The organism is Streptomyces sp. BBFR2, from assembly GCF_044497305.1.
Lineage (GTDB): Bacteria > Actinomycetota > Actinomycetes > Streptomycetales > Streptomycetaceae > Streptomyces.
Genome location: NZ_CP172415.1, coordinates 4,704,389 through 4,729,479, shown reverse-complemented (window position 1 = coordinate 4,729,479; position 25,091 = coordinate 4,704,389). Strand labels below are relative to the sequence as shown.

The window sequence follows — 25,091 nt, the reverse complement described above, 5'->3', positions numbered from 1 at the left end:
AGAACCACTGAAGGACGGTGCACATGGGCACGCACCCGCCTACCACGGACGGGCTTCAGGCAGGACTCAAGAACCGGCATCTGTCGATGATCGCCATCGGTGGCGTCATCGGAGCCGGACTGTTCGTCGGGTCCGGCGCCGGTATCAAGGCCGCCGGACCGGGCATTCTCCTCTCTTACGCACTGACCGGACTTCTGGTCGTGCTCGTCATGCGGATGCTGGGTGAGATGGCCGCGGCCTCCCCCACATCCGGTTCGTTCTCCGCTTACGCGGACCGTGCGCTCGGCCGCTGGGCCGGGTTCACCATCGGCTGGCTGTACTGGTTCTTCTGGTCGGTCGTGCTGGCTGTCGAGGCGACCGCGGCTGCCGCGATCTTGACCAATTGGGTCCCCGCCGTCCCGCAGTGGGCGTGGGCACTGTTGGTCATGATCGTGCTGACCGGTACCAACCTGATCTCCGTCAGCTCGTTCGGCGAGTTCGAGTTCTGGTTCGCCGGTATCAAGGTCGTCGCGATCGTCGTCTTCATCATCGTCGGCGCGCTGGCGATATTCGGTCTGCCCCCGGGCGACCACGCGGTCGGGCTGAGCAACTTCACCGGCCACGGCGGCTTCCTGCCGAACGGTCCGGGCGCGATCCTCTCCGGCATGCTGCTGGTGGTCTTCTCCTTCATGGGCAGTGAGATCGTCACCCTGGCGGCCAGCGAGTCGCCGAACCCGGTGAAGGCCGTGCGGCAGGCCGTCAACAGCGTCATCTGGCGGATCGCGCTCTTCTACCTCGGCTCGATCGCGGTCATCGTGACGCTGCTGCCGTGGGACGACCCGAAGCTGGACGCGAGCCCGTACGTGGCCGTGCTGGAGTCGCTGAAGATCCCGTACGCGGGCACCGTGATGGACATCGTGGTGCTGACGGCGGTGCTGTCCTGTCTCAACTCGGGTCTGTACACCGCGTCCCGGATGGCCTTCTCGCTGGGTGAGCGCGGTGACGCGCCGAAGTCCTTCGCGAAGCTGAACAAGGGCGGCGTGCCGTCCGTGGCGATCTGGGCGTCGGTGGCCTTCGGCTTCGTCGCGACGATCTTCAGCTACACCTCGCCGGACACCATCTTCCAGTTCCTGCTCAACTCCTCGGGCGCGGTCGCGCTCTTCGTGTGGCTGGTCATCTGCTTCTCGCAGCTGCGGATGCGCAAGGTCATCGAGAAGGAGATGCCGGAGCGGCTGACGGTCCGGATGTGGATGTACCCGTGGCTGACCTACGCGACGATCGCGCTGATCCTCTTCGTCGTGGGCTACATGTTCTACGACCCGGACGGCCGTAAGCAGATGGTGCTGTCCGTCGTCGCCGCGGTGGTCGTCCTGGCCATCGGTCTGATCCTGGACCGGCGCCGTCCCCGCGAGGCCGCCGCCGGCGCACCGGCACAGGCCGTGACCGCCGACGGGGCCGCGGAGGCCGCCCCCGAGCCGGCCACGGACCGCGCGTAGCCGCCGGGAACGCAAGGACACCGGAACGGGCCGGGCCCCGCAGTCACCTGTCAGGTGGGTGCGGGGCCCGGCCCGTTCCGTGGTGCGGGCCCGGCGGGTCTCCCCTGCCGGGCCCGGGACCGTACGCGAGGGTCAGCCGCGGCGGCCGGCCAGTTTCCAGGCGGTGGGCAGCGCGCCCATCGCCAGGGCCGCCTTGAGGGCGTCGCCGATGAGGAACGGCACCATGCCGACGGCGAGCGCCTGGCCGAAGGAGATGCCGGTGCTCAGCGCGAGGTAGGGGACGCCGACGCCGTAGATCACCGCGAGGCCGGCGGCCATCGTCCCGGCGGTGCGCAGCACGCCGCGGTCGCCGCCGCGGCGGGCCAGCGCGCCGACCACGACGGAGGCGAGCAGCATGCCCAGGACGTAGCCGAAGGTGGCGCCGCCGGGACCGGACTTGCCCTCGGCGAACCACGGGACGCCCGCCAGGCCGACCGCCGCGTACAGGGCGAGGGAGGCGAGGCCGCGGCGGGCGCCGAGGGCGGTGCCCACCAGGAGCGCGGCGAAGGTCTGGCCGGTCACCGGCACCGGGGAGCCCGGTATCGGCAGGGCGATCTGGGCGGCGACGCCGGTCAGGACGGCGCCCCCGGCGACCAGCGCGGCGTCACGGACGCGGGCACGGGTGGCGGTGGCGGCGGGCAGCAGGTCGGCGAGGACCGCACCGGGACGGGTGAGAGCTGCAGTGCTCATCAGGACTCCGCGAAGGTCGGAAGGGATACGGACAGGTCGGACCCGATGGACGTTAGTCCAGCGGAGCCACCGCGATCATCGTGTGGCGGCGACAAAGCGGCGCCGGGTGGCTTGGAGAGTTCCGAACAACTCCTACCCGTGCCCGGCACCGCCGTCCCCTGGGCCTTTTCGCAGGTCACGTGATGCTCGTCACCAAGCGGGCGGCGGGCGCCGGAGCATTTTGCGGCGGTCGCCGGGGCGAGGAAACTGAGGTGGTCCACAGGCCGCGCCGTCCGCGGGGCCCCGCACCGCGCGAGAGTTACGAGCCATGCCTGACGCACCGACCCCCTCCGCGACGCCTCCGCTCGGAGAGGGCGCCGGCGAGCGGGAGCCCCTCGCCGGGGGGCTCAAGCAGCGCCATCTGACGATGCTGGGGCTCGGCGGGGTGATCGGCGCCGGACTCTTCGTCGGCTCCGGCGCGGGGATCGCGGTGGCCGGGCCCGGCATCACGGTGTCGTACCTGATCGCGGGCGCGCTGGCGATGCTGATCATGCGGATGCTGGGCGAGATGTCGGCGGCGATGCCGGCGTCCGGGGCGTTCTCGGTGCACGCGGAGCGGGCGCTGGGCCGCTGGGCCGGGTTCAGCGTCGGCTGGCTGTACTGGTTCCTGCTGGTCGTGGTGCTCGCCGTGGAGGCGACGGGCGCGGCGCAGATCGCGCACGGCTGGGTGCCCGCGGTGCCGCAGTGGGGCTGGGTGCTCCTCTTCATGGTGGTGTTCACCGGCGCCAACCTCGCGGCGGTGAAGAACTTCGGTGAGTTCGAGTTCTGGTTCGCCACGCTGAAGGTCACCGCGATCGTGCTGTTCCTGGTACTGGGCCTGCTCGCGGTCTTCGGGGTGCTGCCGGACACCGAGCCGGTGGGCCTGGCCAATCTGACCGGGCAGGGCGGCTTCCTGCCGCGCGGCTGGTCCGGGGTGATCTCCGGGGTGCTGGCGGTGGTGTTCGCGTTCGGCGGTCTGGAGGTCGTGACGATCGCCGCCGCCGAGTCGGACGATCCCGCGCGCGCGGTGGGCCGTGCGGTGCGCAGCGCGGTGTGGCGCATCCTCTTCTTCTACGTCGGCTCGATGCTGGTGATCGTCACGCTGCTGCCGTGGTCGAAGCTGGTGCCGGGGCAGAGCCCGTACGTGGCGGTGCTCGACCACATCGGGATCCCGGGTGCCGGGCTGATCATGAACATCGTGGTGTTCGTGGCGCTGCTGTCGGCGCTCAACGCCAATCTCTACGGCGCGTCCCGGATGGTCTTCTCGCTCGCGGAGCGGGGCGAGGCGCCGCGCGGGCTGCTGAAGGTGGCGGGCGGCGGGGTGCCGCGGCGGGCGGTGCTGGCGTCGGTGGCGTTCGGCTTCGTGTCGGTGCTGCTGAATCTCAAGTGGCCGGATTCGGTTTTCCTCTATCTGCTCAACGCGGTCGGCGCGGTGCTGCTCTTCGTCTGGGCGCTGATCGCCGTCTCGCAACTGCGGCTGCGGCGCCGTATCGAGCGCGAGGCTCCTGGGAAGCTGACCCTGCGGATGTGGGCCTTCCCCTATCTGACCTGGGCGGCTCTGGCCGGGATGGCCGCGGTGCTGGTGCTGATGCTGACCGACGCCACCGCCCGGCCGCAGTTGCTGTGGTCGGCGGGGGCCACCGCGCTGGTCCTGTTGGTCGCCGGTGCCCGGGAAGTGCGCGACCGGACATCCCGGCGCTGAAGCGAGTTGTCCCGCGATGGCGGGGCTTGTGGTGGCATACGACGATGACCTGGACACGTACGGTCACGATCGCGTCTGAATACCGAACATTCGCTGCATGCCTGTTGCCCTGAGCGGACACCGACGCCCAAACTGAGCGCGCTTCACCGAGGACCCCCCGTTTCCGCGCCATTCGCGGGCTGTACGCCTGCCGTCGCGGGCGGGGGGCCGGGGGTCGGCGGCGGAGGCGTACAGGTCGCAGCCCCGGGAGAACGCAGGTTCCGCTCCGCTCTCACCACTGGGACAGGTACGACATGAATGGGATACCCCCGTCCGCCGCGACCGCGCGCGAGCGGTCCGACGCGGGCCAGGGAGGCGACGGCGGCGGCACGCTGTCCAACGGCCTCAAGCAGCGCCATCTGTCGATGATCGCCCTGGGCGGGGTGATCGGCGCCGGACTCTTCGTCGGCTCGGGCGCGGGCATCGCCGCCGCCGGTCCGTCGATCGTCCTCGCCTACGCGGTCTCCGGCGCGCTGGTCATGCTGATCATGCGGATGCTGGGCGAGATGGCCGCGGCCAATCCGGCGTCCGGTTCGTTCTCCGTGCACGCCGGGCGGTCGATCGGGCCGTGGGCCGGGTTCACCGCCGGCTGGATGTTCACCGCGCTGCTGTGTGTGGCGGTGGCCGCCGAGGCGATCGGCGCGGCGGGCATCATGACGCAGTGGTTCCCGGGCACCCAGACGTGGATGTGGGTGCTGCTCTTCATGGTGATCTTCTGCGGCGCCAACCTCGCGGCGGTCAGCAACTTCGGTGAGTTCGAGTTCTGGTTCGCCGCGCTGAAGGTCGCCGCGATCGCCATCTTCCTGATCCTGGGCCTGCTGGCGATCTTCGGGGTGCTGCCGGGCACCGCCGCGCCGGGCGCCTCCCACCTCACCGGCGACGGCGGCTTCCTGCCCAAGGGCGTCGACGGGCTGATGGTCGGCCTGCTGGCGTCGGTCTTCGCGTACGGCGGTCTGGAGACGGTGACGATCGCCGCCGCCGAGTCGAAGGACCCGGTGCGCGGGGTGGCGCGGGCGGTGCGGACCGCGATGTGGCGGATCGCCCTCTTCTACGTCGGCTCGATGGCGATCATCGTCACCGTCATCCCGTGGAACGAGCCGTCCATCCTCAAGAGCGGCCCGTACGTCGCGGTCCTGGACTACCTGGACATCCCGGCGGCCGGGCAGATCATGAACGTGGTCATCCTGGTGGCGCTGCTGTCCGCGATGAACGCCAACATCTACGGCTCGTCCCGGATGGCGTTCTCACTGACCTCGCGCGGGCAGGGCCCGGCGTTCCTCGGCAAGGTCAGCGGCGGGGTGCCGCGCCGTGCGGTGGTGCTGTGCTCGGCGTTCGGTTTCCTCGCGGTGCTCTTCAGCTTCTGGTGGCCGACGACGGTCTTCCAGTGGCTGCTGAACATGGTCGGCGCCGCGGTGCTGGTGGTGTGGGGCTTCATCGCCGCCGCCCAGTTGCGGATGCGCCGGCAGTTGGAGCGGGAGGCACCGGAGAAGCTGGTCGTGAAGATGTGGGCGTTCCCGTTCCTGACGTGGGTGGCGCTGGCCGGGATCGCGGCGGTGTTGCTGCTGATGCTGCGCGACGGTGACCAGCGCGTCCAGCTCCTGTTCACCGGCGGGTTCGCGGCGGTGCTGGCCGTGATCGGGCTGCTGCGGTCGAAGCTGGGCCGCACGCCCGAGGCGGGCGACGGGCCGGCGGCCGGCTGATCCGGGCGCACGCATCGCACGAGGCGGGGCGGGACTCCTACCGGGGTCCCGCCCCGCCTCCGTCTTCGGTCCCGGGCAGGTCGCCCTTACCGCGCCGGTGATCACCCCGGCTGGTAGCGTGGCGACCGTTCTTGCATACCAATTGCAATAGCTCCCTGTTGCAATAAGAAGGCGTAAGCAGTTGGAGAGGCTGGGCACATGGCGACCTACACCCTTCCGGAACTCCCCTACGACTACTCGGCGCTGGCCCCGGTCATCAGCCCCGAGATCATCGAGCTGCACCACGACAAGCACCACGCGGCCTACGTGAAGGGTGCGAACGACACCCTGGAGCAGCTCGCCGAGGCCCGCGACAAGGAGCAGTGGGGCGGCATCAACGGGCTGGAGAAGAACCTCGCGTTCCACCTCTCCGGGCACATCCTGCACAGCATCTACTGGCACAACATGAGCGGTGACGGCGGCGGCGAGCCCGACGCCAAGGACGGCGTGGGCGAGCTGGCCGACGCCATCGCCGAGAGCTTCGGCTCGTACGCCGGTTTCAAGGCGCAGCTCACGAAGGCCGCGGCCACCACGCAGGGCTCCGGCTGGGGCGTGCTCGCCTACGAGCCGGTCAGCGGCCGGCTGATCGTCGAGCAGATCTACGACCACCAGGGCAACGTCGGCCAGGGCTCGGTGCCGATCCTGGTCTTCGACGCCTGGGAGCACGCCTTCTACCTGCAGTACAAGAACCAGAAGGTCGACTTCATCGAGGCGATGTGGCAGGTCGTCAACTGGCAGGACGTGGCCAAGCGCTACGCCGCCGCCAAGGAGCGCGCGAACACGCTGCTGCTGGCGCCGTGACACCCCTCAAGCGTCCTGCCTCGTGATCGTCTTCTCACCCTTCACCCGGCAGGCGGAAGAACGGCAGGGCCCCGCGAGGACGTGACTCGCGGGGCCCTGCCCATGCCGGACGGGGCCCGGGGCGGGAGGTCACCGCCCCGGGCCCCGTGGCGTCAGTCGAAGACCGGACCGGCCGTCCGGGTCCGCTTGATCTCGTAGAAGCCGGGGATGGAGGCGACCATCAGGGTGCCGTCCCACAGCTTGGCGGCCTGCTCGCCCTTGGGGGCGGGGGTGACGACCGGGCCGAAGAACGCGATCTGCTCGCCGTCCGCGCCGGGCACCGCGATGACGGGCGTGCCGACCTCCTGGCCGACCAGCTCGATACCCGCCTTGTGGGAGGCGCGCAGCTCGGTGTCGTACGCGTCGGAGTCGGCGGCGTCGATCAGGTCGGCGGGCAGCCCGGCGTCGGCGAGGGCCGCCACGATCGCGGCGCGGTCCCGGCCCATGCCTTCGTTGTGCATACGGGTGCCGAGGGCGGTGTAGAGGGGGCCGAGGACCTTGCTGCCGAAGCGCTGCTCGGCGGCGACGCAGACCCGCACCGGGCCCCAGCCGCTGCCGCCGGGCCGCATCGCCTCGGCGTACTCCGGCGGCAGGTCGTCGAGCCGCTTCTCGTTGAGCACGGCCAGGCTCATGACGTGCCAGCGGACCTCGATGGGGCGGAGCTTCTCCACCTCCAGGATCCAACGGGACGTCATCCAGGCCCAGGGGCACAGCGGATCGAACCAGAAGTCGGCGGGGGTCTTCGCGGTGTCGGACACGTGCTCTCCTCGTGTGCGGTGGACGCCGGACGTACGCCGGCCGGCGCCCGCTTCAACAGAAAGCCGGCGTGCCATGATTCCCGTGTCCGGCCGGTGAACGACGGAACCGGAAGAAGACGGCGAAGACGAAGAGGACAAAGGAGTCACAGCGTGCCAGGTGAGAATCTGTCCCGGGACGAGGCCCACGAGCGCGGACGGCTGCTGAGCGTCGACGGGTACGACGTGGCGCTGGACGTCCGGTCGGCGGTGAAGGGGGAGGACACCTTCCGTTCGCTGACCACGATCCGCTTCCGCTGCGCGGAGCCGGGCGCCACCACCTTCGCTGACCTGGTGGCACCGTCGGTGACCTCGGTGACGCTCAACGGCACCGTCCTCGACCCGTCGGCGGTCTTCGACGGCACCCGCATCACGCTGGCCGGTCTGGCGGCGGAGAACACCCTGACCGTCGACGCGCGGTGCGCCTACAGCCGCACCGGCGAGGGCCTGCACCGCTTCGTGGACCCCGAGGACGGCGAGGTCTACCTCTACACGCAGTACGAGCCGGCCGACGCCCGCCGGGTCTTCACCACCTTCGAACAGCCCGATCTCAAGGCACCGTTCACCTTCGAGGTGACCGCGCCCGAGGAGTGGCTGGTCCTCAGCAACGGCGCGGCGGAGGGCGAACCGTCCGGCGGCCGTCACCGCTTCGCGACGACGAAGCCGATCTCCACGTACATCACCGCGGTCGTCGCCGGTCCGTACCACTACGAGAGCGACAGCTACCGGCGGACGTTCGAGGACGGCACCGAGCTGGTCGTCCCGCTCGGCGCGCTCTGCCGCAAGGGGCTGGCCAAGCACTTCGACGCGGACGACATCTTCACCGTCACCAAGCAGGGCCTGGACTTCTTCCACGACCACTTCGACTACCCGTACCCGTTCGGCAAGTACGACCAGGCGTTCGTCCCGGAGTACAACATCGGGGCGATGGAGAACCCGGGCTGTGTGACGTTCCGCGAGGAGTTCGTCTTCCGCGGCAAGGTCACCGAGGCGGCGTACGAGCGGCGGGCCAACGTCATCCTGCACGAGATGGCGCACATGTGGTTCGGCGATCTCGTCACCATGGAGTGGTGGGACGACCTGTGGCTCAAGGAGTCCTTCGCGGACTACATGGGCGCCCTGGCGCTGGCGGAGTCGACGCGCTTCACCGACAGTTGGATCACCTTCGCCAACAACCGCAAGGCGTGGGCCTACCGCGCCGACCAGCTCCCCTCCACCCACCCGGTCACCGCCGACATCCGTGACCTGGAGGACGCCAAGCTCAACTTCGACGGCATCACGTACGCCAAGGGCGCCTCCGTCCTCAAGCAACTGGTGGCGTACGCGGGCCGGGACGCGTTCCTGGAGGGCGCCCGCCGCTACTTCAAGCGGCACGCCTACGGCAACACCCGGCTGAGCGACCTGCTGTCGGTGCTGGAGGAGACCTCCGGCCGCGACATGGCCGCCTGGTCGCGCGCCTGGCTCCAGACCGCCGGGGTCAACGCGCTGACCCCGCAGGTCACCTATGACGCGCAGGACCGCATCACCGAACTGGCCGTGCTCCAGGAGGCCGCCGCCTCCCACCCGGAGCTGCGGCCGCACCGGGTGGCGGTGGGTCTCTACCGGCGCCAGGACGCCGACGGCGCGCTGGTGCGCTACGCCCGCGCCGAGGCCGACGTCACCGGTCCGCGCACCGTCGTCACGGAGCTGACGGGCGCCGAGCGGCCGGAGCTGATCCTCGTCAACGACGACGATCTGACGTACTGCAAGACCCGCTTCGACGAGGGTTCGCTCGACACCCTCCGGGCCCGCCTGGGCGACCTCACCGACCCCATGGCCCGCGCCCTGTGCTGGGCGGCGGTGTGGGGGCTGACCCGCGACGGGCTGATGCCGGCCCGCGACTACCTGGACCTGGTGCTGCGGTTCGCCGGGCGGGAGAGCGACATCGGCGTGCTCCAGACGCTGCACGGGCAGGCGCAGGGGGCGCTGGCGTCGTACACCGCGCCGGAGCACCGGGAGGCGGCGGCCCGGGAGCTGGCCGAGGGCGCGCTGCACGAGCTGCGGCTCGCGGCGCCCGGCAGCGACCACCAGCTCGCCTGGGCCCGGCACTTCGCCGCGGTCGCCGACCGGCCGTCCGACCTCCAACTGCTGCGGGGTCTGCTGGACGGCACCGCGCGGATCGACGGGCTCGACGTGGACCAGGAGCTGCGCTGGGCGTTCCTGGTGGCGCTGGCGTCGAAGGACGCGGCCGACGCCGCCGCCGTCGACGCCGAGCTGTCCCGCGACGACACCGCGTCCGGCAAGCGGCACCAGGTGCGCTGCCTGGCCGCCCGCCCGGACGCCGGGGTGAAGGCGCGGGCGTGGGCGGACGTGGTGGAGTCGGACACCCTGTCCAACGCGCTGGTGGAGGCCACCATCAGCGGTTTCGCCCGGCCCGGCCAGTCCGCTCTGCTGGCGCCGTACGCCGAGCGGTACTTCGCGGCGATCGAGCGGATCTGGCAGGAGCGGTCGATCGAGATCGCGATGGCCGTGGTCCGCGGCCTGTTCCCGTTCTGGCGGCTGGAGCAGAGCACGCTGGACGCCACCGACGCCTGGCTGACCGAGCGCGCCGACGCCGCGCCCGCCCTGCGCCGCCTGGTGTCGGAGCAGCGCGACGACCTGGCCCGCGCGCTGCGGGCGCGGGCGTGCGACGCGGCGGCGGGGGCACGGGGCTGACGGCCACGGCCCGGCGCCCCGCGGTATCGGGGGCGCCGGGCCCGCGGCACGCAGCGGGCGGGGCGGGGCCGCCGGGCGTGGGGCCCAGGGGTCGGCCCCACCTGGCCCGGGGCCCGGCTCAGGGCCAGGTGGGCCCGGCCCGGGCTCCCGCCCGAGGCACGGCCCCCGGACGAGGCACGGCCCCGCCACGAACCGGCCCCGGCAGCTCCGGTGAACCCCCGCGCTCCGGAACGGAGTTGTCCGCTTCCTGCCACAGATGTGTAACAACGGTGAGCTGGCGGCCCACGCGCGGGAAAGTGCCCCGCATGACCCAGGACACCCCGCTCTCCCCGCTCCTCCGTGCCGACGGCACCCGCTGCCTTCTGGTCACCGCGCACCGGTTGCGCGAGCGGGGCGTCACGGCCGCCGAGACCGCCGGCCGCTGCCGCCCCGGCGGCCCCTGGCGCGAGGTGCTGCCCGGGGTGTACCTGCTCCGCCCGGACCCGCCGTCCACCGAGGAGCGGCTGCGCGCCGCCGTGCTGTACGCGGCCGAGCGCGGCCCCTCGGTCCCGTACCAGGGCGGCGGAACGCGTCCGGAGGCGCGGGCGATGCTGACCGGCCCGGCGGCGCTGGCGCTGCACGGCGTCACCGCCGCTCCCCCACTGCCGTCGCTCAACCGGCTGCACGTCCTGGTGGGCCGCGGGCGGCGGCTGCGCTCGGCCGGTTTCGTGCGGGTCGTACACTCCGCCGAACTGCCCGTGGCCGAGGAGATCGGCGGGCTGCCGGTGGCGCCGGTGGCGCGGGCGCTGGCCGACACGGTGGCGACGCTGACGGACACGGCGGCCGTACGCCACCTGCTGACCGAGGCGGTCCGGGACGGGCACGCCGAGGCGGCCACCGTCGTCGGCGAACTGCGCCGGGCACACCTGGCCACCCGCCCGCAGGTGGTGGACACCGTGACGCTGCTGCTGGCCGGGGACCGCACCCGCGCCGAGGACCGGCTCTACGCACTGGTCCGCGACCACCGGCTGCCCGACCCGCTGTGGAACGTCGGCCTGCGCCTGCCGGGCGGCCCGCACCTGGGCGGTGTGGACGCGTACTGGCCCGCCGAGGCGGTCGCGGTGGAGATCGACACGGCACCTGCCGACGGCGACGGCACCCTCCCCGGCCCGGCCTGGTCCCGTAAACGCGAACTCCTGGAACGGCTGGGCATCACGGTCGTCCGCTGCACCCCCGACGGCCTGCACCACTCCCCCCGCGAACAGGCCGTCGTCCTCCGGACGGCCCTGATGGCGGCGGCGGACCGGGACCCGGCGGAGCCGGTGGTGATCGCACCGCGGTAGGGCGGGGGCCGTCGGCGAACCGGCCGGACGGAGCCCAGGACGCGCGGGAGACCGCCCCGGCCCCCGCACCGCCCGGAGCCGGACCGGTCAGGCCCCGCACCGCCCCGTACCGGACCGCACCCGGCGTCGTGGCCGCTCCGCAGCGCACCGCCCCGGCGCCGCGTCCCGGCCAGCGGCCCCCGCCCCTCACCGCCGCCGCAGCACCAGCTCCAGGTTGCGGTCGGTGGCCTCGCCGGCCAGGTCCTTGCGGGCCTTGGGGGCGTTGGCGGCCAGTTCGCGGTAGAGGGCGGCCAGGCCGGTCTGCGAGAGGTCGGCGGGGTCGGCGCGGTGCGGGGCGGCGGATTCGACGAGGGTGGTGAAGAGCGACAGCGTGCCGTCGTGGTTGTCGGTCAGCTCGATGACCCGGGCCAACTGCGGGAAGTCGATGTGGGAGGCGGTGGAGACCTCCCAGAAGCCCGGGTGGGCGATGACCTCGTTCCGGTGGGTGTGGCCGTTGATCCAGGCGACGACGGACGGGTGCGCGGAGAGCAGCGCGGCCAGTTCGGCGCCGGTGTGCCGCTTCTCGCGGGGGCGGGCCGGGTCGGGGCGGGTGTTGTCCATCGTCTTGGAGGTGTGGTGGCTGAAGACCAGCACGTGCCGGGCGCCGCCGCGCTCGTTCTCCGCCAGCGTCCGGCGCAGCCAGGCGAACTGCTCCGCGCCGACGGAGCCGGTGTAGTGGCCGGCCGGGTCGGTGGTGTCCAGGCTGATGCCGAGGACGTCGTCGGCGACCTGGAAGGTGTAGTACAGGCGGCCGTCGTCGAGGTGGTCCGCGGTGTAGCCGTGGCCGTGCGGGCCGGGGCCGGTGTGCGCCGGGTCGAGGTGGGCGCGCAGGTACTCGGCGCGGGTGAAGGGCGCGCGCCGCGGGTCCGGCGTGACGTGCCGGGCCTTCTTCGCCTGGGAGCGCAGCAGCTCCTTGAAGTCCTCGCCGCGCGGGTCGAGGCCCTTGCGGACGGCCTTCCAGACCTGGGCCGCGCGGTCGGCGGGGAGCGTCTCCAGCTTGCGGTCGCCGGTGGCGACGGAGGTCAGGTACGGGTCGCCGGACGCGTAGCAGCCGCCGGGCAGCGCGTCGTGGTTGCCGACGGTGGAATACCACGGCATCCGCAGACCGGGGCTGCGGAGGGTGCGGATCGCCGCGTCGAGGAAGCCGTCGATGCGGGGGAAGCCGAGGCGTTTGTCGGCGTCGCGCAGGGCGCTGCCGGGCTGCCAGTAGAGGGGCAGTCCGCTGTCCTGGACGCCTTCGTAGCGGCGCGGGTCGCCGGAGTTCGGGGTGATCCGGCCGCCGCTCATCGCGGTGAGGAACCAGTCCAGCTCCAGGCGGGAGTTGTTGTCGGTGTTGTCGCCGGTGGTCATCACGAAGGCGAGGGGCGCGCCGGTGGCGGGCCCGCCGGGCAGCGCGTTGACCCGCTCGATCAGCGAGACGACACCGGCGACGGAGAGCGCCTCCTGCGGCCGCCAGGCACTGGCCGTCTCGGCGCGCAGGTACTCGTACCGCAGCGGGCTCTGCACATCGACCAGGTGCAGGTCGGTGAAGTGCACGAACGAGGCGAGGGCGGTGCGGCGCTCCGCGCGCCCGGGGCGGGCGGGGGCCAGCTCGGTGCGGACCAGCCGCCGCCAGCCGGGGCCGTCGCCGAGGTGCCGGTAGCCGCCGCTGCCGTGCGGCGTGGCGACGGAGGTGAGGGTGGTGCCCCGGGTGTACGGGGTGCGGGGCGCGGCCGGTGCGCCGACGGGGCCGGGCGCCACGGGGGCGGCACCGTCCGGCGGTGTGGCGGCCGCGGCGGGCCGGTCGGCGCCGCCGAAGGCGAGGCCGAGACCGGCGGCGGCGCCGACCGCGCCGGTGGCGGCGAGGAAGGCGCGGCGGTCGAGGGCGGAGGCGGCGGACCGTGTGCGGGACATGCGCGGACTCCCCGGTTGCGTACGCGTAGGTGGCCGGGCAGCTCAACTGCCCGCTCACCGGGGATGTTTGGCAGCGGGGGTGTCGTCGGCGTGAACGCCACCGCAACTCCGGTGGCCCATCACCGCACAGGGATCACCGCGCGGGGATCACCGCGGGCCCACTCGCCGCGCGGACCGGTCCGGCGCCGCGGGAGACATCGTGACGCAGACCACGTACCGGCCACGTACCGGAACGGATTGGACAAGGCGACGGGGTTCACACACATGATGGAGGCACTTCTGAGCAGGTGTTCCCCGAGCAGCACCGATGTCAGATCAGGAAAGGGAGTCCCATGAGGATCGGAATCGTCGGAGCCACCGGCCAGGTCGGCGGCGTGATGCGGGGCATTCTCGCCGAGCGGAAGTTCCCGGTCGAGCAGCTTCGCCTGTTCGCCTCGGCGCGGTCCGCGGGGCGCACGCTGCCCTGGCAGAACACCGAGATCACGATCGAGGACGCCGCCACCGCCGACTTCTCCGGCCTGGACATCGTGCTGTTCTCGGCGGGCGGGGCGACCTCCAAGGCGCTGGCGCCGAAGGTCGCGGACGCCGGCCCCGTCGTGATCGACAACTCCTCCGCCTGGCGCCGTGACCCCGAGGTCCCGCTGGTGGTCTCCGAGGTCAACCCGTCGGCGGTCACCGAGCGCCCCAAGGGCATCATCGCCAACCCGAACTGCACCACCATGGCCGCGATGCCGGTGCTGCGTCCGCTGCACGACGAGGCCGGTCTGGTGTCGCTGGTGGCCACCACCTACCAGGCGGTCTCCGGCAGCGGTCTCGCCGGTGTCCAGGAGCTGGACGGGCAGGTCCGCAAGGCCGTCGAGCAGGACGCCACCCGCCTGACGCACGACGGCGCGGCCGTGGACTTCCCCGCGCCCGACAAGTACGTCCGCCCGATCGCGTTCAACGTGCTGCCGATGGCCGGTTCGATCGTCGACGACGGGCTGAACGAGACCGACGAGGAGCAGAAGCTCCGTCACGAGAGCCGCAAGATCCTCGGCATCCCGGAGCTGAAGGTCTCCGGCACCTGCGTGCGGGTCCCCGTCTTCACCGGCCACTCCCTCCAGCTCAACGCCCGCTTCGCGAACCCGCTGAGCCCCGCCCGCGCCCAGGAACTGCTGGCCGGGGCCCCCGGCGTCGCCCTCTCCGACGTCCCCACCCCGCTCCAGGCGGCCGGCGCGGACGTCTCCTACGTGGGCCGGATCCGTGCGGACGAGACGGCGGAGAACGGCCTGGCACTGTTCGTCTCCGGCGACAACCTCCGTAAGGGCGCCGCCCTCAACGCCGTCCAGATCGCCGAACTGGTCGCGGCGGAGCTGCGGGGCTGAGCGGTCCCCCACACGTCACGAGGCGCCCGCCGGGGTTTCCGGCGGGCGCCTCGTCGTGTTGTGGCTGCTCAGAGGGCCAGGTGGCGGCGGAGCGCCGTCTCGATCTCCGCCATCCGCTGCCGCGGTACCGCTCCGACGCGCTGCCGCATCCGGTCCGGGGCGACGGCCCGGACCTGCTCGCACTGCGCCTTGGAGTCCTTCGGGAGACGGCTCTCGCCGGCCGGGAGGAACACCTGGAAGGCGAGCACCCGCGAGGTGTTGGAGGTCAGCGGCACCACCGTGACGACGCCCCGGCCATGCCGCTCGACCGCGCGGTTGGCCCCGTCGTTGGAGACGATCACGGCCGGGCGGGTCTTGTTCGCCTCGCTGCCGCGCGCCGGCTCCATGTCGACCAGGTAGATGTCACCACGCCTCATGAGCGATTCCGTCCCCGCTCGTGCGGTCCCACAGCTTCGCGTCCTCGCTCGCGTCCCATTCCTCGAACGCCTCCGCGTACTGCGACTCCAGCTCCGCCGCGCGCAGCAGCTCGATGGCGGCGTGTATCACGGCCGACCGCGACTCGGCCTCCGTTCTGCTGGCGAACTCGTCGACGAAGGTCACGTCCTCCTGCGGCAGACTCACACTGATCTTCATACCCGCAATGCTACCGGTCTTCCTACCACAGTGCCACCGAAAAGGGGTACGGCTGCCCGTACGGGCCCGTGGAAGGATGGCCGCACCCCGCAGACGAGGACTCTTACGAGGAGATGACCTGGTGCCTGGCACGAACCTGACCCGCGACGAGGCACAGCAGCGGGCGCGACTGCTGACCGTGGACGCGTACGAGATCGTTCTCGATCTCTCCGGCGCGCAGGAGGGCGGCACCTTCCGGTCCGTCACGACGGTGCGCTTCGACTGCGCCGAGGCGGGCGCCGAGAGCTTCATCGACCTGATCGCCCCGACCGTGCACGAGGTCCACCTCAACGGCACGGAGCTGGACGCGGCCGAGGTCTTCGCCGACTCGCGGATCGCGCTGCCGTCCCTGCTCGCCGGGCGCAACGAACTGACCGTCGTCGCCGACTGCGCGTACACCAACACCGGCGAGGGGCTGCACCGCTTCGTCGACCCGGTCGACCAGCAGGCGTACCTCTACACGCAGTTCGAGGTGCCGGACGCCCGCCGGGTGTTCGCCTCCTTCGAGCAGCCGGACCTGAAGGCGACGTTCGCGTTCACCGTCACCGCGCCCGAGGGCTGGACGGTGATCTCCAACTCCCCGACGCCGGAGCCCGAGGGCACGGTCTGGAAGTTCGCGCCGACGCCGCGCATCTCGACGTACATCACCGCGCTGATCGCCGGTCCGTACCACAGCGTGCACAGCGCGTGGGAGGGCTCGGACGGGCGGAAGGTGCCGCTGGGCATCTACTGCCGGCCCTCGCTCGCCGAGCACCTGGACGCCGAGGAGATCTTCGACGTCACCCGGCAGGGCTTCGACTGGTTCCAGGCGAAGTTCGACTACGCCTACCCCTTCGAGAAGTACGACCAGCTCTTCGTGCCGGAGTTCAACGCCGGGGCGATGGAGAACGCGGGCGCGGTCACCATCCGCGACCAGTACGTCTTCCGCTCGAAGGTGACGGACGCGGCGTACGAGACGCGCGCCGAGACCATCCTGCACGAGCTGGCGCACATGTGGTTCGGCGACCTCGTGACCATGGAGTGGTGGAACGACCTGTGGCTGAACGAGTCGTTCGCCACCTACACCTCGATCGCCTGCCAGGCGTACGCGCCGGGCTCGAAGTGGCCGCACTCGTGGACGACGTTCGCCAACTCCATGAAGACCTGGGCCTACCGCCAGGACCAACTGCCCTCGACGCACCCGATCATGGCCGACATCCGTGACCTGGACGATGTCCTCGTCAACTTCGACGGCATCACCTACGCCAAGGGCGCGTCCGTCCTCAAGCAGCTCGTCGCGTACGTCGGCATGGACGAGTTCTTCCGGGGCGTGCAGGAGTACTTCAAGGCGCACGCCTTCGGCAACACCCGGCTGAGCGATCTGCTGGGCGCGCTGGAGAAGACCAGCGGGCGGGACCTGAAGACCTGGTCGAAGAAGTGGCTGGAGACCGCGGGGATCAACATCCTGCGGCCCGAGATCACCCTCGCCGCGGACGGCACCGTCGCCACCTTCCAGGTGCGGCAGGAGGCCCCCGCGCTGCCCGCCGGCGCCACCGGCGAGCCGGTGCTGCGCCCGCACCGCATCGCGATCGGCTGCTACGACCTGCGCGACGGCAAGCTGGTCCGCACCGACCGCATCGAGCTGGACGTGGACGGCGAGCTGACCGACGTACCGTTCCCGGCGGGTACCCGGCGGCCGGACGTCGTGCTGCTCAACGACGACGACCTGTCGTACGCCAAGGTCCGCCTCGACGAGGAGTCGCTGAAGGTCGTCACCGGCCACCTCGGTGACTTCACCGAGTCGCTGCCGCGGGCGCTGTGCTGGGCGTCGGCGTGGGACATGACCCGCGACGGCGAACTGCCCACCCGCGACTACCTGGCGCTGGTGCTCTCCGGCATCGGCAAGGAGTCGGACATCGGCGTCGTCCAGTCGCTGCACCGCCAGGTCAAGATGGCGCTGAGCATGTACGCGGACCCGGCGTGGCGTGAGAGCGGTCTCGCGCGGTGGGCGGACGCGGCGCTGGAGCAACTGCGGGCGGCGGCGCCGGGCAGCGACCACCAGTTGGCGTGGGCCCGCGCGTTCACCGCGGCGGCCCGCTCCGGCGCCCACCTCGACCTGGTCCAGGCGCTGCTGGACGGGACGGAGACGGTCGAGGGGCTGGAGATCGACACCGATCTGCGCTGGACGCTGCTGGGCCGGCTGGCGGCGACCGGCCGCGCCGGTGAGGAGGCCATCGCGGCGGAGCTGGAGCGCGACCGGACCTCGGCGGGCGAGCAGCACGCGGCGTCCGCGCGGGCGGCCCGGCCGACGGCGGAGGCGAAGGCCGCCGCGTGGGCGGCGGTCGTCGAGGCGGACACGCTGCCCAACGCCGTGCAGGAGGCCGTCATCGGCGGCTTCCAGCAGCACGACCAGGAGGAGCTGCTGGAGCCGTACGCCGCGAAGTACTTCGACGCGGTGAAGACGGTCTGGGAGGCGCGCAGCCACGAGATGGCGTCGCAGATCGCGGTCGGGCTCTTCCCGGCGCTGCGGATCTCCCCGGAGACGCTGGAGGCGACCGACGCGTGGCTGGCGTCGGCGGAGCCGAGCGCGGCGCTGCGGCGGCTGGTCGTGGAGTCCCGGTCGGGCATCGAGCGCGCCCTGAAGGCCCGCGCGGCGGACGCGGCGGCCGGCTGACGGCCGAGACAGCCGGCCGGCGGCTGACGGCTGACGGCTGACGGCTGACGGCCGGCTCGTACACGGGCGGGGCGCCCGGGACCGTGTGGTCCCGGGCGCCCCGTTTTCTGTACGCGGTGGGTGAGCCGGGGCTGGCCGGTGACCTGGCCTTACGGGGTCGGGCCGGCCTCGGGCGGCCAGCGGCCCGGGACCGGCGCGGGCGGGCGGCGGCCCGGGACCGGCGCGGGCGGCCGGTGGCCCGGGACCGGTCCGGGTGGCCGGTGGCCCGGGACCGGTCCGGGTGGCCGGTGGCCCGGGGCCGGTCCGGGCGGGCGCCGGGGAGCACCCGGGCCCGCTCAGTCGACGCCGTCGGCCGGGCTCACTCCCGGCCTCGCCCCGCCCCGCCCCGCCCCGTCAGCCGCCGAGCGCCGTGAAGCGGTCGGTGAGGGCGGTGCGGCCGGTCTCGGTGAGGCTGCCGTGGACGCGCATCCGGGCGAGACCGCCGTCGGGGAAGACGTCGAGCCGGACGTGGGTGGCGGTGACCGCCCCGGGCAGCACGAAGCGGTGCGGGGTGTCGGGCTGGAGCTTGGTGCGGGGCAGGATCTCGAACCAGGACGCCTCGTCCTCGGGGGTGCCGTCGCAGCCGTACAGCGCGGCCCAGCCCGCGGAGTTGCCCTTGAGGTAGGCGGTGTCGATCTCGACCGCGCGGATCTCGCCCTGCGCGGCGAGGCGGAAGCGGACCCAGTCGTGGGTGCCCTTGACCCGGCGGCGGCGGTTCTCCCAGCCGTCGTCCATCTTGCGGGAGAGGTCGGGCCGGATGATCTGGGTGGGCGAGGAGTAGAAGCGGTCGGAGGCGTCCTCCACCGCACCGCCGTTGAGGACCGACGCCAGGTCGACGGTGCCGAGGGCGGACAGCCACCCCGGGTCGGGCACGACCTCGCCGTGGACCCGCAGCCGGGCGATGCCGCCGTCCGGGTGCTGCTTGAGGCGCAGATGCGTGAAGCGGCGCTCGGCGGTGACCTCGAAGCCGTTCGCGGCGTGGCCGCGTACCGGCGTGCGCGGGACGATCTCCTCCCACTTCACGTCATCGGCGAGCAGTTCCTCGGGACCCGGGCTGCCGGGCAGGGCGGTCGCCTCGACGGTGACCTGCTGCGGGTAGTTGCCGCGGAAGTGGGCGGTGTCGACGATGACGCCGCGGATCACGCCGGGGGCGGCGAGGCGGATCAGCGCCCAGTCGTGCTCGTCGTCGGTGGGGAAGGGGTGGTCGGCGTCCGCGCCGCGGCGCCGCCGGGTCTCCCAGCCGTCCATGATCTTGCCCTTGTGGCCGAAGTGCTCGGGGTCGAAGACCGCCGGGCCGGGCTTCAGCAGGTTCTCACGCTCGGCGAAGAACTCGTCGTTCGCGGCGATCACCCCGGCTCCGAACCGCCGGTCGGCGAGGTCGACGAGGGAGGTGAAGGCGTAGTCGCCGCCGCGGTAGTCGGCGAAGGGGTCGCCGCCACCGTACGGGGCGGCGTCGTTGGCGTGCGGATCGGTGGAGTCGGCCGGGGTGGTGGTCATCGTCGCCCTTCGGTGGAGTGCCGGCGCCCTTCGGTGGTGCGGCGCCGCGGACCCCTCCACCGTCGCAGCGCCCACCGGGCAGGTCCATCGACAGTTCGTGAGGTCGTTGTTCAGCCGGACTGAACGGTGGGCGGTCCGTCGGGGGGCGCGTCGCCGTCCGCGGGCGCCGTACGGGCCCCGGCGCGCGCCGCGGCGGCCTGCTGGAGCGCGGCCAGCACCCGGGACAGGCCCGGCGCCCCCTCGGAGCCGCGGCGGGCGGCGGCGACGACATGGCGGCGCGGCTGGTCGGCGTGGAGGACCCGCAGGACGACACCGGGGCCGCCGGCCGGGCCCCGGGCGGGCCCGCCGGCCTCGCCCGGCCGCGCCATCCGGGGCACCAGCGCGACGCCCATGCCCGCGGCGACCATCGCCCAGATCGCGTTCCAGTCGGCGGCGGCGTGCGCCTGCTCGGGCACGAACCCGGCGTTCTCGCAGGCGGTCGTGGTGATCTGCGACCAGGGGCCGCTGGAGCCGAAGATCCACGGCTCGCCCGCCAGATCGGCCAGCCGCAGCCCCGGCTCGGCGGCGAGCGGATGCCCGGCGGGCAGCGCCACGTCCAGCGGGTCGGCGAGCAGTTCGAGGCGGCTGAACCGGGGGTCGCGGGGCGTGGGCGCGTGCGCGGCGAGGGAGAGCGCCAGATCGACGCTGCCCTCGGCCAGCAGCTCGTACGCCGCCTCCGCCTCGGCCTCCCGTACGGAGACGGTGAGCGAGGGGTGGGTGCGGCGCAGCTCCCGGACGGCGGGGACGACGAGCGCGGGGATGGCGGTGGAGAACGCGCCGATACGGACCCGGCCCGCCTCACCGCGCAGATAGCCGAGGAGTTCCGCGTCGGCGCGTTCCAACTGGGCGAAGACGACATCGGCGTGACGGAGCACCAGATGGGCGGCGTCGGTCAGCCGCACCCGGCGGCCGTGGGCCTCCAGCAGCGGGACGCCGAGCGCCTTGGCCAGTCCGGTCAGTTGCTGGGAGACGGCCGAGGGCGTCAGATGCAGCGCCTCGGCGGTCGCGGTGACCGTGCCCAGCTCGTGCAGCGTGCGCAGGATCCGCAACTTCTTGATGTCCCAGTCGGCCATGCGGGCAGCGTACGCATCCGGGGACGCGCCCCCGTCCCCCGGCGGCCCCGGGGCGGGCTCACCGTTCGCCGCCCGCTCCCGGCACGGCCCCGGCGGCGCCCAGCGCCATGGCGCGTCGGCCGAGGACGCCGGAGCGGCGGCGCCGACGAGGACCACCATCCCGGCGAGGGCGAGGGCGAGCGGCATCCCGGCCCCGCGCGCCGCCTCCCACGCGCGGGGCGCGGAGCGGTTCCAGAACTGCCGCGGCGCCCTTCCGGCCGGAGTGGACACCCACCCACCGCACCAGCACCGAAAACATCAGCTCCACCGAAACATACGACGCACTCTATTCAGCGGACCTGAACAGTATGGCTCAGGAGGCGTTGGCCGCCCGGCGGGCCTCGATGGCGGCGCGGCGCTCGTCGAACTTACGGGCCTGGTCGTCGAGCCCACCCATGAACAGCCCCAGCTCCTCCTGCGCCGCGAGGCCGACGGGTCCGAGCCCGCCGATCTCCAGCACCTTGAGGTGGCGCAGCACCGGCTGGATCACGTCGTCGTGGTGGATGCGGAGGTTGTAGATCCCGCCGATGGCCATCCGCGCGGCGGCCCGCTCGAAGCCGGGCATGCCGTGACCGGGCATCCGGAAGGCGGTGACGACATCGCGGACGGCGGCCATCGTCTGGTCCGGGGCCAGCTCGAAGGCGGCCCGCAGAAGGTTGCGGTAGAAGACCATGTGGAGGTTCTCGTCGGTGGCGATCCGGGCCAGCATCCGGTCGCAGACCGGGTCACCGGAGTGGTGGCCGGTGTTCCGGTGCGAGATGCGGGTGGCCAGCTCCTGGAACGCGACGTACGCGACGGAGTGCAGCATGCTGTGGGCGTTGTCGGACTCGAACCCCTCCGACATGTGGGCCATGCGGAACCGCTCCAGCTCGACGGGGTCGACGGCGCGGCTGGTGAGCAGGTAGTCGCGCATCACGATGCCGTGCCGCCCCTCCTCGGCGGTCCAGCGGTGCACCCAGGTGCCCCAGGCGCCGTCGCGGCCGAAGAGGGTGGCGATCTCGTGGTGGTAGCTGGGGAGGTTGTCCTCGGTGAGGAGGTTCACCACGAGCGCGATGCGGCCGATGTCACTGACCTTGGACTGCTCGGGCGCCCACGCCTCGCCGCCCATGACGCCGTCGAAGTTCCGGCCGTCGCTCCACGGCACGTACTCGTGGGGCATCCATTCCTTGGCGACCTTCAGATGGCGGTTCAGCTCCTTCTCCACGACCTCTTCGAGTGCGTAGAGGAGGTGGGCGTCGCTCCAGGCGCTGAGGCCAGGCTCTCCGTCGTGGCGGGCGGGGGCGATGGTCACGGGGGAACTCCTGGGGGGACGATGACCTACGGAACCGTAGGTTGGACCTACGGCTCCGTAGGTTACGGCATCGTAGGTGAGGCCCAGTTAAGCACCCAACCTCCCCAAATCACCCGAAACCACCGCGTTAACCTGCGGAAACGGCAAAGGGCGCCCTTCGGTTCATACGAACCGAAGGGCGCCCTTCGAAGGCGTCGGTGCCCGGCGTCAGCCCTTGGAGCCGGCCTGCTTGCGGGACTTGTCGCCCGCCATGACCAGCCCGGCGATGACCAGGAAGAGAACGATGGGGGCAGCGACGTAGAGGCCGAGCGTGGAGAGCACGCTCAGACCCGGACCCGGGTCGTCACCGTCGTCGCGGGTGAGCGCAAACGCGGGGGACGACATCAGCAGCATCAGCGCGGTGCCGGCCGTGATGGTTCCGGCGCGCAGGGCATTCTTCTTGACCTTGTTGCTCACGGACTCAACGTATAGGACGCCCCCGCCGCCCGCGCGCCCGGGGTGGCGCAAGCGGGACCCGCCGGACCCGGGACGTCCGCGTACGGCGACCGCCCCGCTCCCCGCCGGACAGGGCGGTCCGGGGAGGCGGGGCGGTGGAAGGCGGTGCGGGCACGGGCATCAGGCGGCGCCGGGGCGCGCGCCGAGCCACGCGGTCCGGGGTCGTCAGACCTCCATGGACTCCGTACCCAGGCCGGTGACCGTCGGTTCGCTGGTCAGCGGCGCTTCGGCGGAGATCGGGACCTCGCTGGTCAGCGGGGCGGCGTCGGCGAGCGGCGGCTCGCTGGTGAGGGGCGGCTCCATGAAGCTGGCGGAGCCGGAACCGTCCAGGCCGTCGGGGCCGGAGAGCCCCGCGAAGAGGTCCGGTTCCACCGGCCCGTCGCCGGGTTTGGAGGACAGGGCATCGAGGAGCAACTGAGCGGACGCGGCCACGAGGGCCTCCCGTTCATCGGCAGTGGGACAAGGTCTGGACTACCCAGCGAACCGGAACACAGACGCTTTCGCCTGTTGAACGTGACCCACCTCACACCTTCCGGACGGGCGATTTCGCGGTACGCCCCGGCCCGGAGCGAACGGATTGCCGCCCGAGCGGCCCCCGGACGGCAAGTTCTGCGGTGGCCGGGACGGACACGGCGCGCCTTCGTGCGCCGGGGCGGGCCCGGCGCACGAAGGCCCGGATCTATGCCGTCACGGCACTGATCCGGGCCAGGGCGTCGTCGGCGCCGTACGGCTGCAAATAGGGCAGCCACCGCGGATCGCGGTGGCCCGTCCCGATGATCCGCCAGGCCAGGCCGGACGGCGGGGCCGGTTGATGGCGCAGCCGCCAGCCGATCTCGGCCACATGACGGTCGGCCTTGACGTGGTTGCAGCGGCGGCAGGCGGCGACGACGTTCTCCCAGGTGTGCTGGCCGCCACGGCTGCGCGGGATGACGTGGTCGACGCTGGTGGCGACCGCGCCGCAGTACATGCAGCGACCGCCGTCGCGGGCGAACAGCGCCCGCCTGGTGAGAGGGACGGGACCGCGGAAGGGCACCCGGACGAACCGCTTGAGACGGACCACACTCGGGGCGGGGATGACGCGGGTCGCACTGTGCATCAGGGCGCCGGACTCCTCAAGGCTGACGGCCTTCTCATTGAGGACGAGGACGAGCGCGCGGCGGAGCGGTACGACGCCGAGCGGCTCGTACGACGCGTTGAGGACCAGGACATGCGGCACGGGTGCCTCCTTGTACGCCGGCGGCGCGTGGCTCGCGCCGGGACGATCTCCCCCAGTGTCACCCGGTGTCCGGGCACCGCGCCACCATGACCGCGTAACGGGTCGGAGGTGTTTTCCGGCACACCCCCTCAGTTCGCGCGGCACGGTGTTACTTCGCCCTCTTTCGGGCGTACCCGGGGCAGTTGGGGAACCGTCCGGAAAGCGTCACCGTTCGAACAGGGGCGCGGTTCGGCGCGGTTGCCCCGTTAGTGTGGTGGGTCTGCCCGAGCCGCGGCACGCCCTCGGTCCGGGCCCCTCGTCCCACACGGAAGGTTCTGCTGTGCACTGGTCAGTCCTGCCGGTCGCCGCCGCGCCCTACAGCGCCGCCCCGGCGCCCGACGCCACCGGCCCGACCTCCCTCGACGACGCGACGGAGAAGGCCACCAACGCCGCCGGGTGGATCCAGGAGAACTGGGGGACGTGGGTCACCTCCGCGCTCCAGATCGTGCTGATCATCGTGATCGCGGTGGTACTGCGGCATGTGGTGCGCCGCACCCTGACCCGGCTCATCGAGCGGATGAACCGCACCGCCAACGCCGCCCAGGGCACCGCGCTCGGCGGGCTGCTGGTCAACGCCGAGCGGCGGCGGCAGCGGTCCGAGGCGATCGGTTCGGTGCTCCGCTCCGTCGCCTCCTTCGTGATCATGGGGACGGCGGCGCTCACCGTGCTGTCGGTGCTCAACATCAACCTGGCGCCGCTGCTGGCCAGCGCCGGCGTCGCGGGCGTCGCGATCGGTTTCGGCGCCCGCAACCTCGTCACCGACTTCCTCTCCGGCGTCTTCATGATCCTGGAGGACCAGTACGGCGTCGGTGACGAGATCGACGCCGGGGTGGCCACCGGCACCGTCATCGAGGTCGGGCTGCGGGTGACGAAGCTGCGCGGTCCGAACGGCGCCATCTGGTACATACGCAACGGCGAGGTGAAGCGGATCGGCAACCTCAGCCAGGGCTGGGCGACCGCCCACGTCGATGTACAGCTCGCCGCCGACCAGGATCTGGAGCGGGCCCGCGAGGTCATCACCGCCGTCGGCGAGGAGATGTCCAAGGCGGAGCCGTGGAACGAGCAGTTGTGGGAGCCGGTGGAGGTGCTGGGCCTGAGCGAGGTCTCCCTGGACACCGTCACGCTGACCCTCTCCGCGAAGACCATGCCGGGGAAGGCCGCGGGCGTCGAGCGGGAGCTGCGCTGGCGGGTCAAGCAGGCGCTGGACCGCGCCGCCATCCGGCTGGCGCCGCGCCCCGAGCCGGAGGAGGAGGGCGAGACGGCGGCGGACCCGTCCGCCGCGGTGGCCGCGCCGTCCGCGCTCAGCAACCCGGACTCGCCGCAGTCGCTCGCCACGGCGCCGATCACCCGGCCGAAGCTGGGCAAGTAGCGGCCTTCCCACCGGCGCCCC

General features: G+C 72.4%; 20 protein-coding genes. 9 read left to right on the top strand and 11 right to left on the bottom strand.

Annotated features, from left to right (window positions below; all coding sequences use genetic code 11):
- Positions 1-23: 23 nt before the first annotated feature.
- A complete protein-coding gene (locus ACGH2B_RS19180; protein WP_399090987.1) occupies positions 24-1,475 on the top strand; it encodes an amino acid permease in 1,452 nt (483 codons plus the stop codon).
- 132 nt (positions 1,476-1,607) lie between these two features.
- On the opposite strand, the gene ACGH2B_RS19175 is transcribed toward ACGH2B_RS19180, so the two are convergent.
- The gene (locus ACGH2B_RS19175; protein ID WP_399090984.1) at positions 1,608-2,204 is read right to left on the bottom strand and encodes a biotin transporter BioY; all 597 of its coding nucleotides are present in this window, start codon (positions 2,202-2,204) and stop codon (positions 1,608-1,610) included.
- A gap of 307 nt (positions 2,205-2,511) precedes the next feature.
- On the opposite strand from ACGH2B_RS19175, the gene ACGH2B_RS19170 reads away from it, so the two are divergent.
- The 3 genes from ACGH2B_RS19170 to ACGH2B_RS19160 all read left to right on the top strand — a co-directional run bounded on the left by ACGH2B_RS19170 (position 2,512) and on the right by ACGH2B_RS19160 (position 6,503).
- The gene (locus ACGH2B_RS19170) at positions 2,512-3,924 is read left to right on the top strand and encodes an amino acid permease (RefSeq protein ID WP_399090981.1); all 1,413 of its coding nucleotides are present in this window, start codon (positions 2,512-2,514) and stop codon (positions 3,922-3,924) included.
- A gap of 293 nt (positions 3,925-4,217) precedes the next feature.
- On the top strand, positions 4,218-5,663 hold the full coding sequence (locus ACGH2B_RS19165) for an amino acid permease (protein ID WP_399090978.1): 1,446 nt from the start codon (positions 4,218-4,220) through the stop codon (positions 5,661-5,663).
- Positions 5,664-5,861: 198 nt separating this feature from the next.
- Complete coding sequence (locus tag ACGH2B_RS19160; RefSeq protein ID WP_345084175.1) at positions 5,862-6,503, top strand: superoxide dismutase; 642 nt, start codon at positions 5,862-5,864, stop codon at positions 6,501-6,503.
- A 152-nt stretch (positions 6,504-6,655) separates the two neighbouring features.
- Here ACGH2B_RS19160 and ACGH2B_RS19155 read toward each other — a convergent pair whose 3' ends face one another.
- A complete protein-coding gene (locus ACGH2B_RS19155; RefSeq protein ID WP_399090975.1) occupies positions 6,656-7,300 on the bottom strand; it encodes a disulfide bond formation protein DsbA in 645 nt (214 codons plus the stop codon).
- 150 nt (positions 7,301-7,450) lie between these two features.
- On the opposite strand from ACGH2B_RS19155, the gene pepN (ACGH2B_RS19150) reads away from it, so the two are divergent.
- Positions 7,451-10,030 (top strand): aminopeptidase N, encoded by a 2,580-nt coding sequence (gene pepN, locus ACGH2B_RS19150; RefSeq protein WP_399090972.1) that lies wholly within the window; start codon positions 7,451-7,453, stop codon positions 10,028-10,030.
- A gap of 305 nt (positions 10,031-10,335) precedes the next feature.
- Positions 10,336-11,352, top strand: coding sequence for a hypothetical protein (locus ACGH2B_RS19145; RefSeq protein WP_399090970.1), 1,017 nt, complete (start codon positions 10,336-10,338; stop codon positions 11,350-11,352).
- Positions 11,353-11,538: 186 nt separating this feature from the next.
- Here ACGH2B_RS19145 and ACGH2B_RS19140 read toward each other — a convergent pair whose 3' ends face one another.
- On the bottom strand, positions 11,539-13,284 hold the full coding sequence (locus ACGH2B_RS19140; RefSeq protein WP_399090967.1) for a TIGR03767 family metallophosphoesterase: 1,746 nt from the start codon (positions 13,282-13,284) through the stop codon (positions 11,539-11,541).
- A gap of 332 nt (positions 13,285-13,616) precedes the next feature.
- On the opposite strand from ACGH2B_RS19140, the gene ACGH2B_RS19135 reads away from it, so the two are divergent.
- A complete protein-coding gene (locus tag ACGH2B_RS19135) occupies positions 13,617-14,648 on the top strand; it encodes an aspartate-semialdehyde dehydrogenase (RefSeq protein WP_399090964.1) in 1,032 nt (343 codons plus the stop codon).
- Positions 14,649-14,716: 68 nt separating this feature from the next.
- Here the strand turns inward: ACGH2B_RS19135 and ACGH2B_RS19130 are convergent, their stop codons facing one another.
- Positions 14,717-15,064 carry a type II toxin-antitoxin system PemK/MazF family toxin gene (locus tag ACGH2B_RS19130; protein WP_399090960.1) on the bottom strand — a complete coding sequence of 116 codons (348 nt, stop codon included), beginning with the start codon at positions 15,062-15,064 and terminating at the stop codon, positions 14,717-14,719.
- The gene (locus tag ACGH2B_RS19125) at positions 15,051-15,281 is read right to left on the bottom strand and encodes a ribbon-helix-helix domain-containing protein (protein ID WP_399090957.1); all 231 of its coding nucleotides are present in this window, start codon (positions 15,279-15,281) and stop codon (positions 15,051-15,053) included. Before ACGH2B_RS19125 ends, ACGH2B_RS19130 begins: the two co-directional genes overlap by 14 nt.
- A 121-nt stretch (positions 15,282-15,402) precedes the next feature.
- Here ACGH2B_RS19125 and pepN (ACGH2B_RS19120) point away from each other — a divergent pair, with 121 nt between their 5' ends.
- On the top strand, positions 15,403-17,973 hold the full coding sequence (gene pepN, locus ACGH2B_RS19120) for an aminopeptidase N (protein ID WP_399090954.1): 2,571 nt from the start codon (positions 15,403-15,405) through the stop codon (positions 17,971-17,973).
- Between the two features lie 393 nt (positions 17,974-18,366).
- Here the strand turns inward: pepN (ACGH2B_RS19120) and alc are convergent, their stop codons facing one another.
- The 6 genes from alc to ACGH2B_RS19090 all read right to left on the bottom strand — a co-directional run bounded on the left by alc (position 18,367) and on the right by ACGH2B_RS19090 (position 23,662).
- Positions 18,367-19,509 carry an allantoicase gene (gene alc / locus ACGH2B_RS19115; protein WP_399090951.1) on the bottom strand — a complete coding sequence of 381 codons (1,143 nt, stop codon included), beginning with the start codon at positions 19,507-19,509 and terminating at the stop codon, positions 18,367-18,369.
- Positions 19,510-19,619: 110 nt separating this feature from the next.
- Positions 19,620-20,621 (bottom strand): LysR family transcriptional regulator, encoded by a 1,002-nt coding sequence (locus ACGH2B_RS19110; RefSeq protein WP_399090948.1) that lies wholly within the window; start codon positions 20,619-20,621, stop codon positions 19,620-19,622.
- Positions 20,622-20,973: 352 nt separating this feature from the next.
- Entirely contained in the window at positions 20,974-21,951 is a 978-nt protein-coding gene (locus ACGH2B_RS19105; protein WP_399090945.1) for an acyl-ACP desaturase, read from the bottom strand.
- A gap of 207 nt (positions 21,952-22,158) precedes the next feature.
- The gene (locus ACGH2B_RS19100; RefSeq protein ID WP_399090942.1) at positions 22,159-22,407 is read right to left on the bottom strand and encodes a hypothetical protein; all 249 of its coding nucleotides are present in this window, start codon (positions 22,405-22,407) and stop codon (positions 22,159-22,161) included.
- 204 nt (positions 22,408-22,611) lie between these two features.
- Positions 22,612-22,878: a hypothetical protein gene (locus tag ACGH2B_RS19095; protein ID WP_399090939.1), complete on the bottom strand. Its 267-nt coding sequence runs from the start codon at positions 22,876-22,878 to the stop codon at positions 22,612-22,614.
- 247 nt (positions 22,879-23,125) lie between these two features.
- Positions 23,126-23,662 carry an HNH endonuclease gene (locus ACGH2B_RS19090; protein ID WP_030283966.1) on the bottom strand — a complete coding sequence of 179 codons (537 nt, stop codon included), beginning with the start codon at positions 23,660-23,662 and terminating at the stop codon, positions 23,126-23,128.
- Positions 23,663-23,981: 319 nt separating this feature from the next.
- Here ACGH2B_RS19090 and ACGH2B_RS19085 point away from each other — a divergent pair, with 319 nt between their 5' ends.
- On the top strand, positions 23,982-25,070 hold the full coding sequence (locus tag ACGH2B_RS19085) for a mechanosensitive ion channel family protein (protein ID WP_399090936.1): 1,089 nt from the start codon (positions 23,982-23,984) through the stop codon (positions 25,068-25,070).
- Positions 25,071-25,091: the final 21 nt, after the last annotated feature.

Coding starts and splice junctions, on each gene's coding strand:
- ACGH2B_RS19170 (WP_399090981.1), top strand. CDS start 2,512: ATGCCTGACGCACCGACCCCCTCCGCGACGCCTCCGCTCGGAGAGGGC.
- alc (WP_399090951.1), bottom strand. CDS start 19,509: ATGACCACCACCCCGGCCGACTCCACCGATCCGCACGCCAACGACGCC.
- ACGH2B_RS19145 (WP_399090970.1), top strand. CDS start 10,336: ATGACCCAGGACACCCCGCTCTCCCCGCTCCTCCGTGCCGACGGCACC.
- ACGH2B_RS19140 (WP_399090967.1), bottom strand. CDS start 13,284: ATGTCCCGCACACGGTCCGCCGCCTCCGCCCTCGACCGCCGCGCCTTC.
- ACGH2B_RS19130 (WP_399090960.1), bottom strand. CDS start 15,064: ATGAGGCGTGGTGACATCTACCTGGTCGACATGGAGCCGGCGCGCGGC.
- ACGH2B_RS19110 (WP_399090948.1), bottom strand. CDS start 20,621: ATGGCCGACTGGGACATCAAGAAGTTGCGGATCCTGCGCACGCTGCAC.
- ACGH2B_RS19165 (WP_399090978.1), top strand. CDS start 4,218: ATGAATGGGATACCCCCGTCCGCCGCGACCGCGCGCGAGCGGTCCGAC.
- ACGH2B_RS19175 (WP_399090984.1), bottom strand. CDS start 2,204: ATGAGCACTGCAGCTCTCACCCGTCCCGGTGCGGTCCTCGCCGACCTG.
- ACGH2B_RS19125 (WP_399090957.1), bottom strand. CDS start 15,281: ATGAAGATCAGTGTGAGTCTGCCGCAGGAGGACGTGACCTTCGTCGAC.
- ACGH2B_RS19180 (WP_399090987.1), top strand. CDS start 24: ATGGGCACGCACCCGCCTACCACGGACGGGCTTCAGGCAGGACTCAAG.
- ACGH2B_RS19160 (WP_345084175.1), top strand. CDS start 5,862: ATGGCGACCTACACCCTTCCGGAACTCCCCTACGACTACTCGGCGCTG.
- ACGH2B_RS19135 (WP_399090964.1), top strand. CDS start 13,617: ATGAGGATCGGAATCGTCGGAGCCACCGGCCAGGTCGGCGGCGTGATG.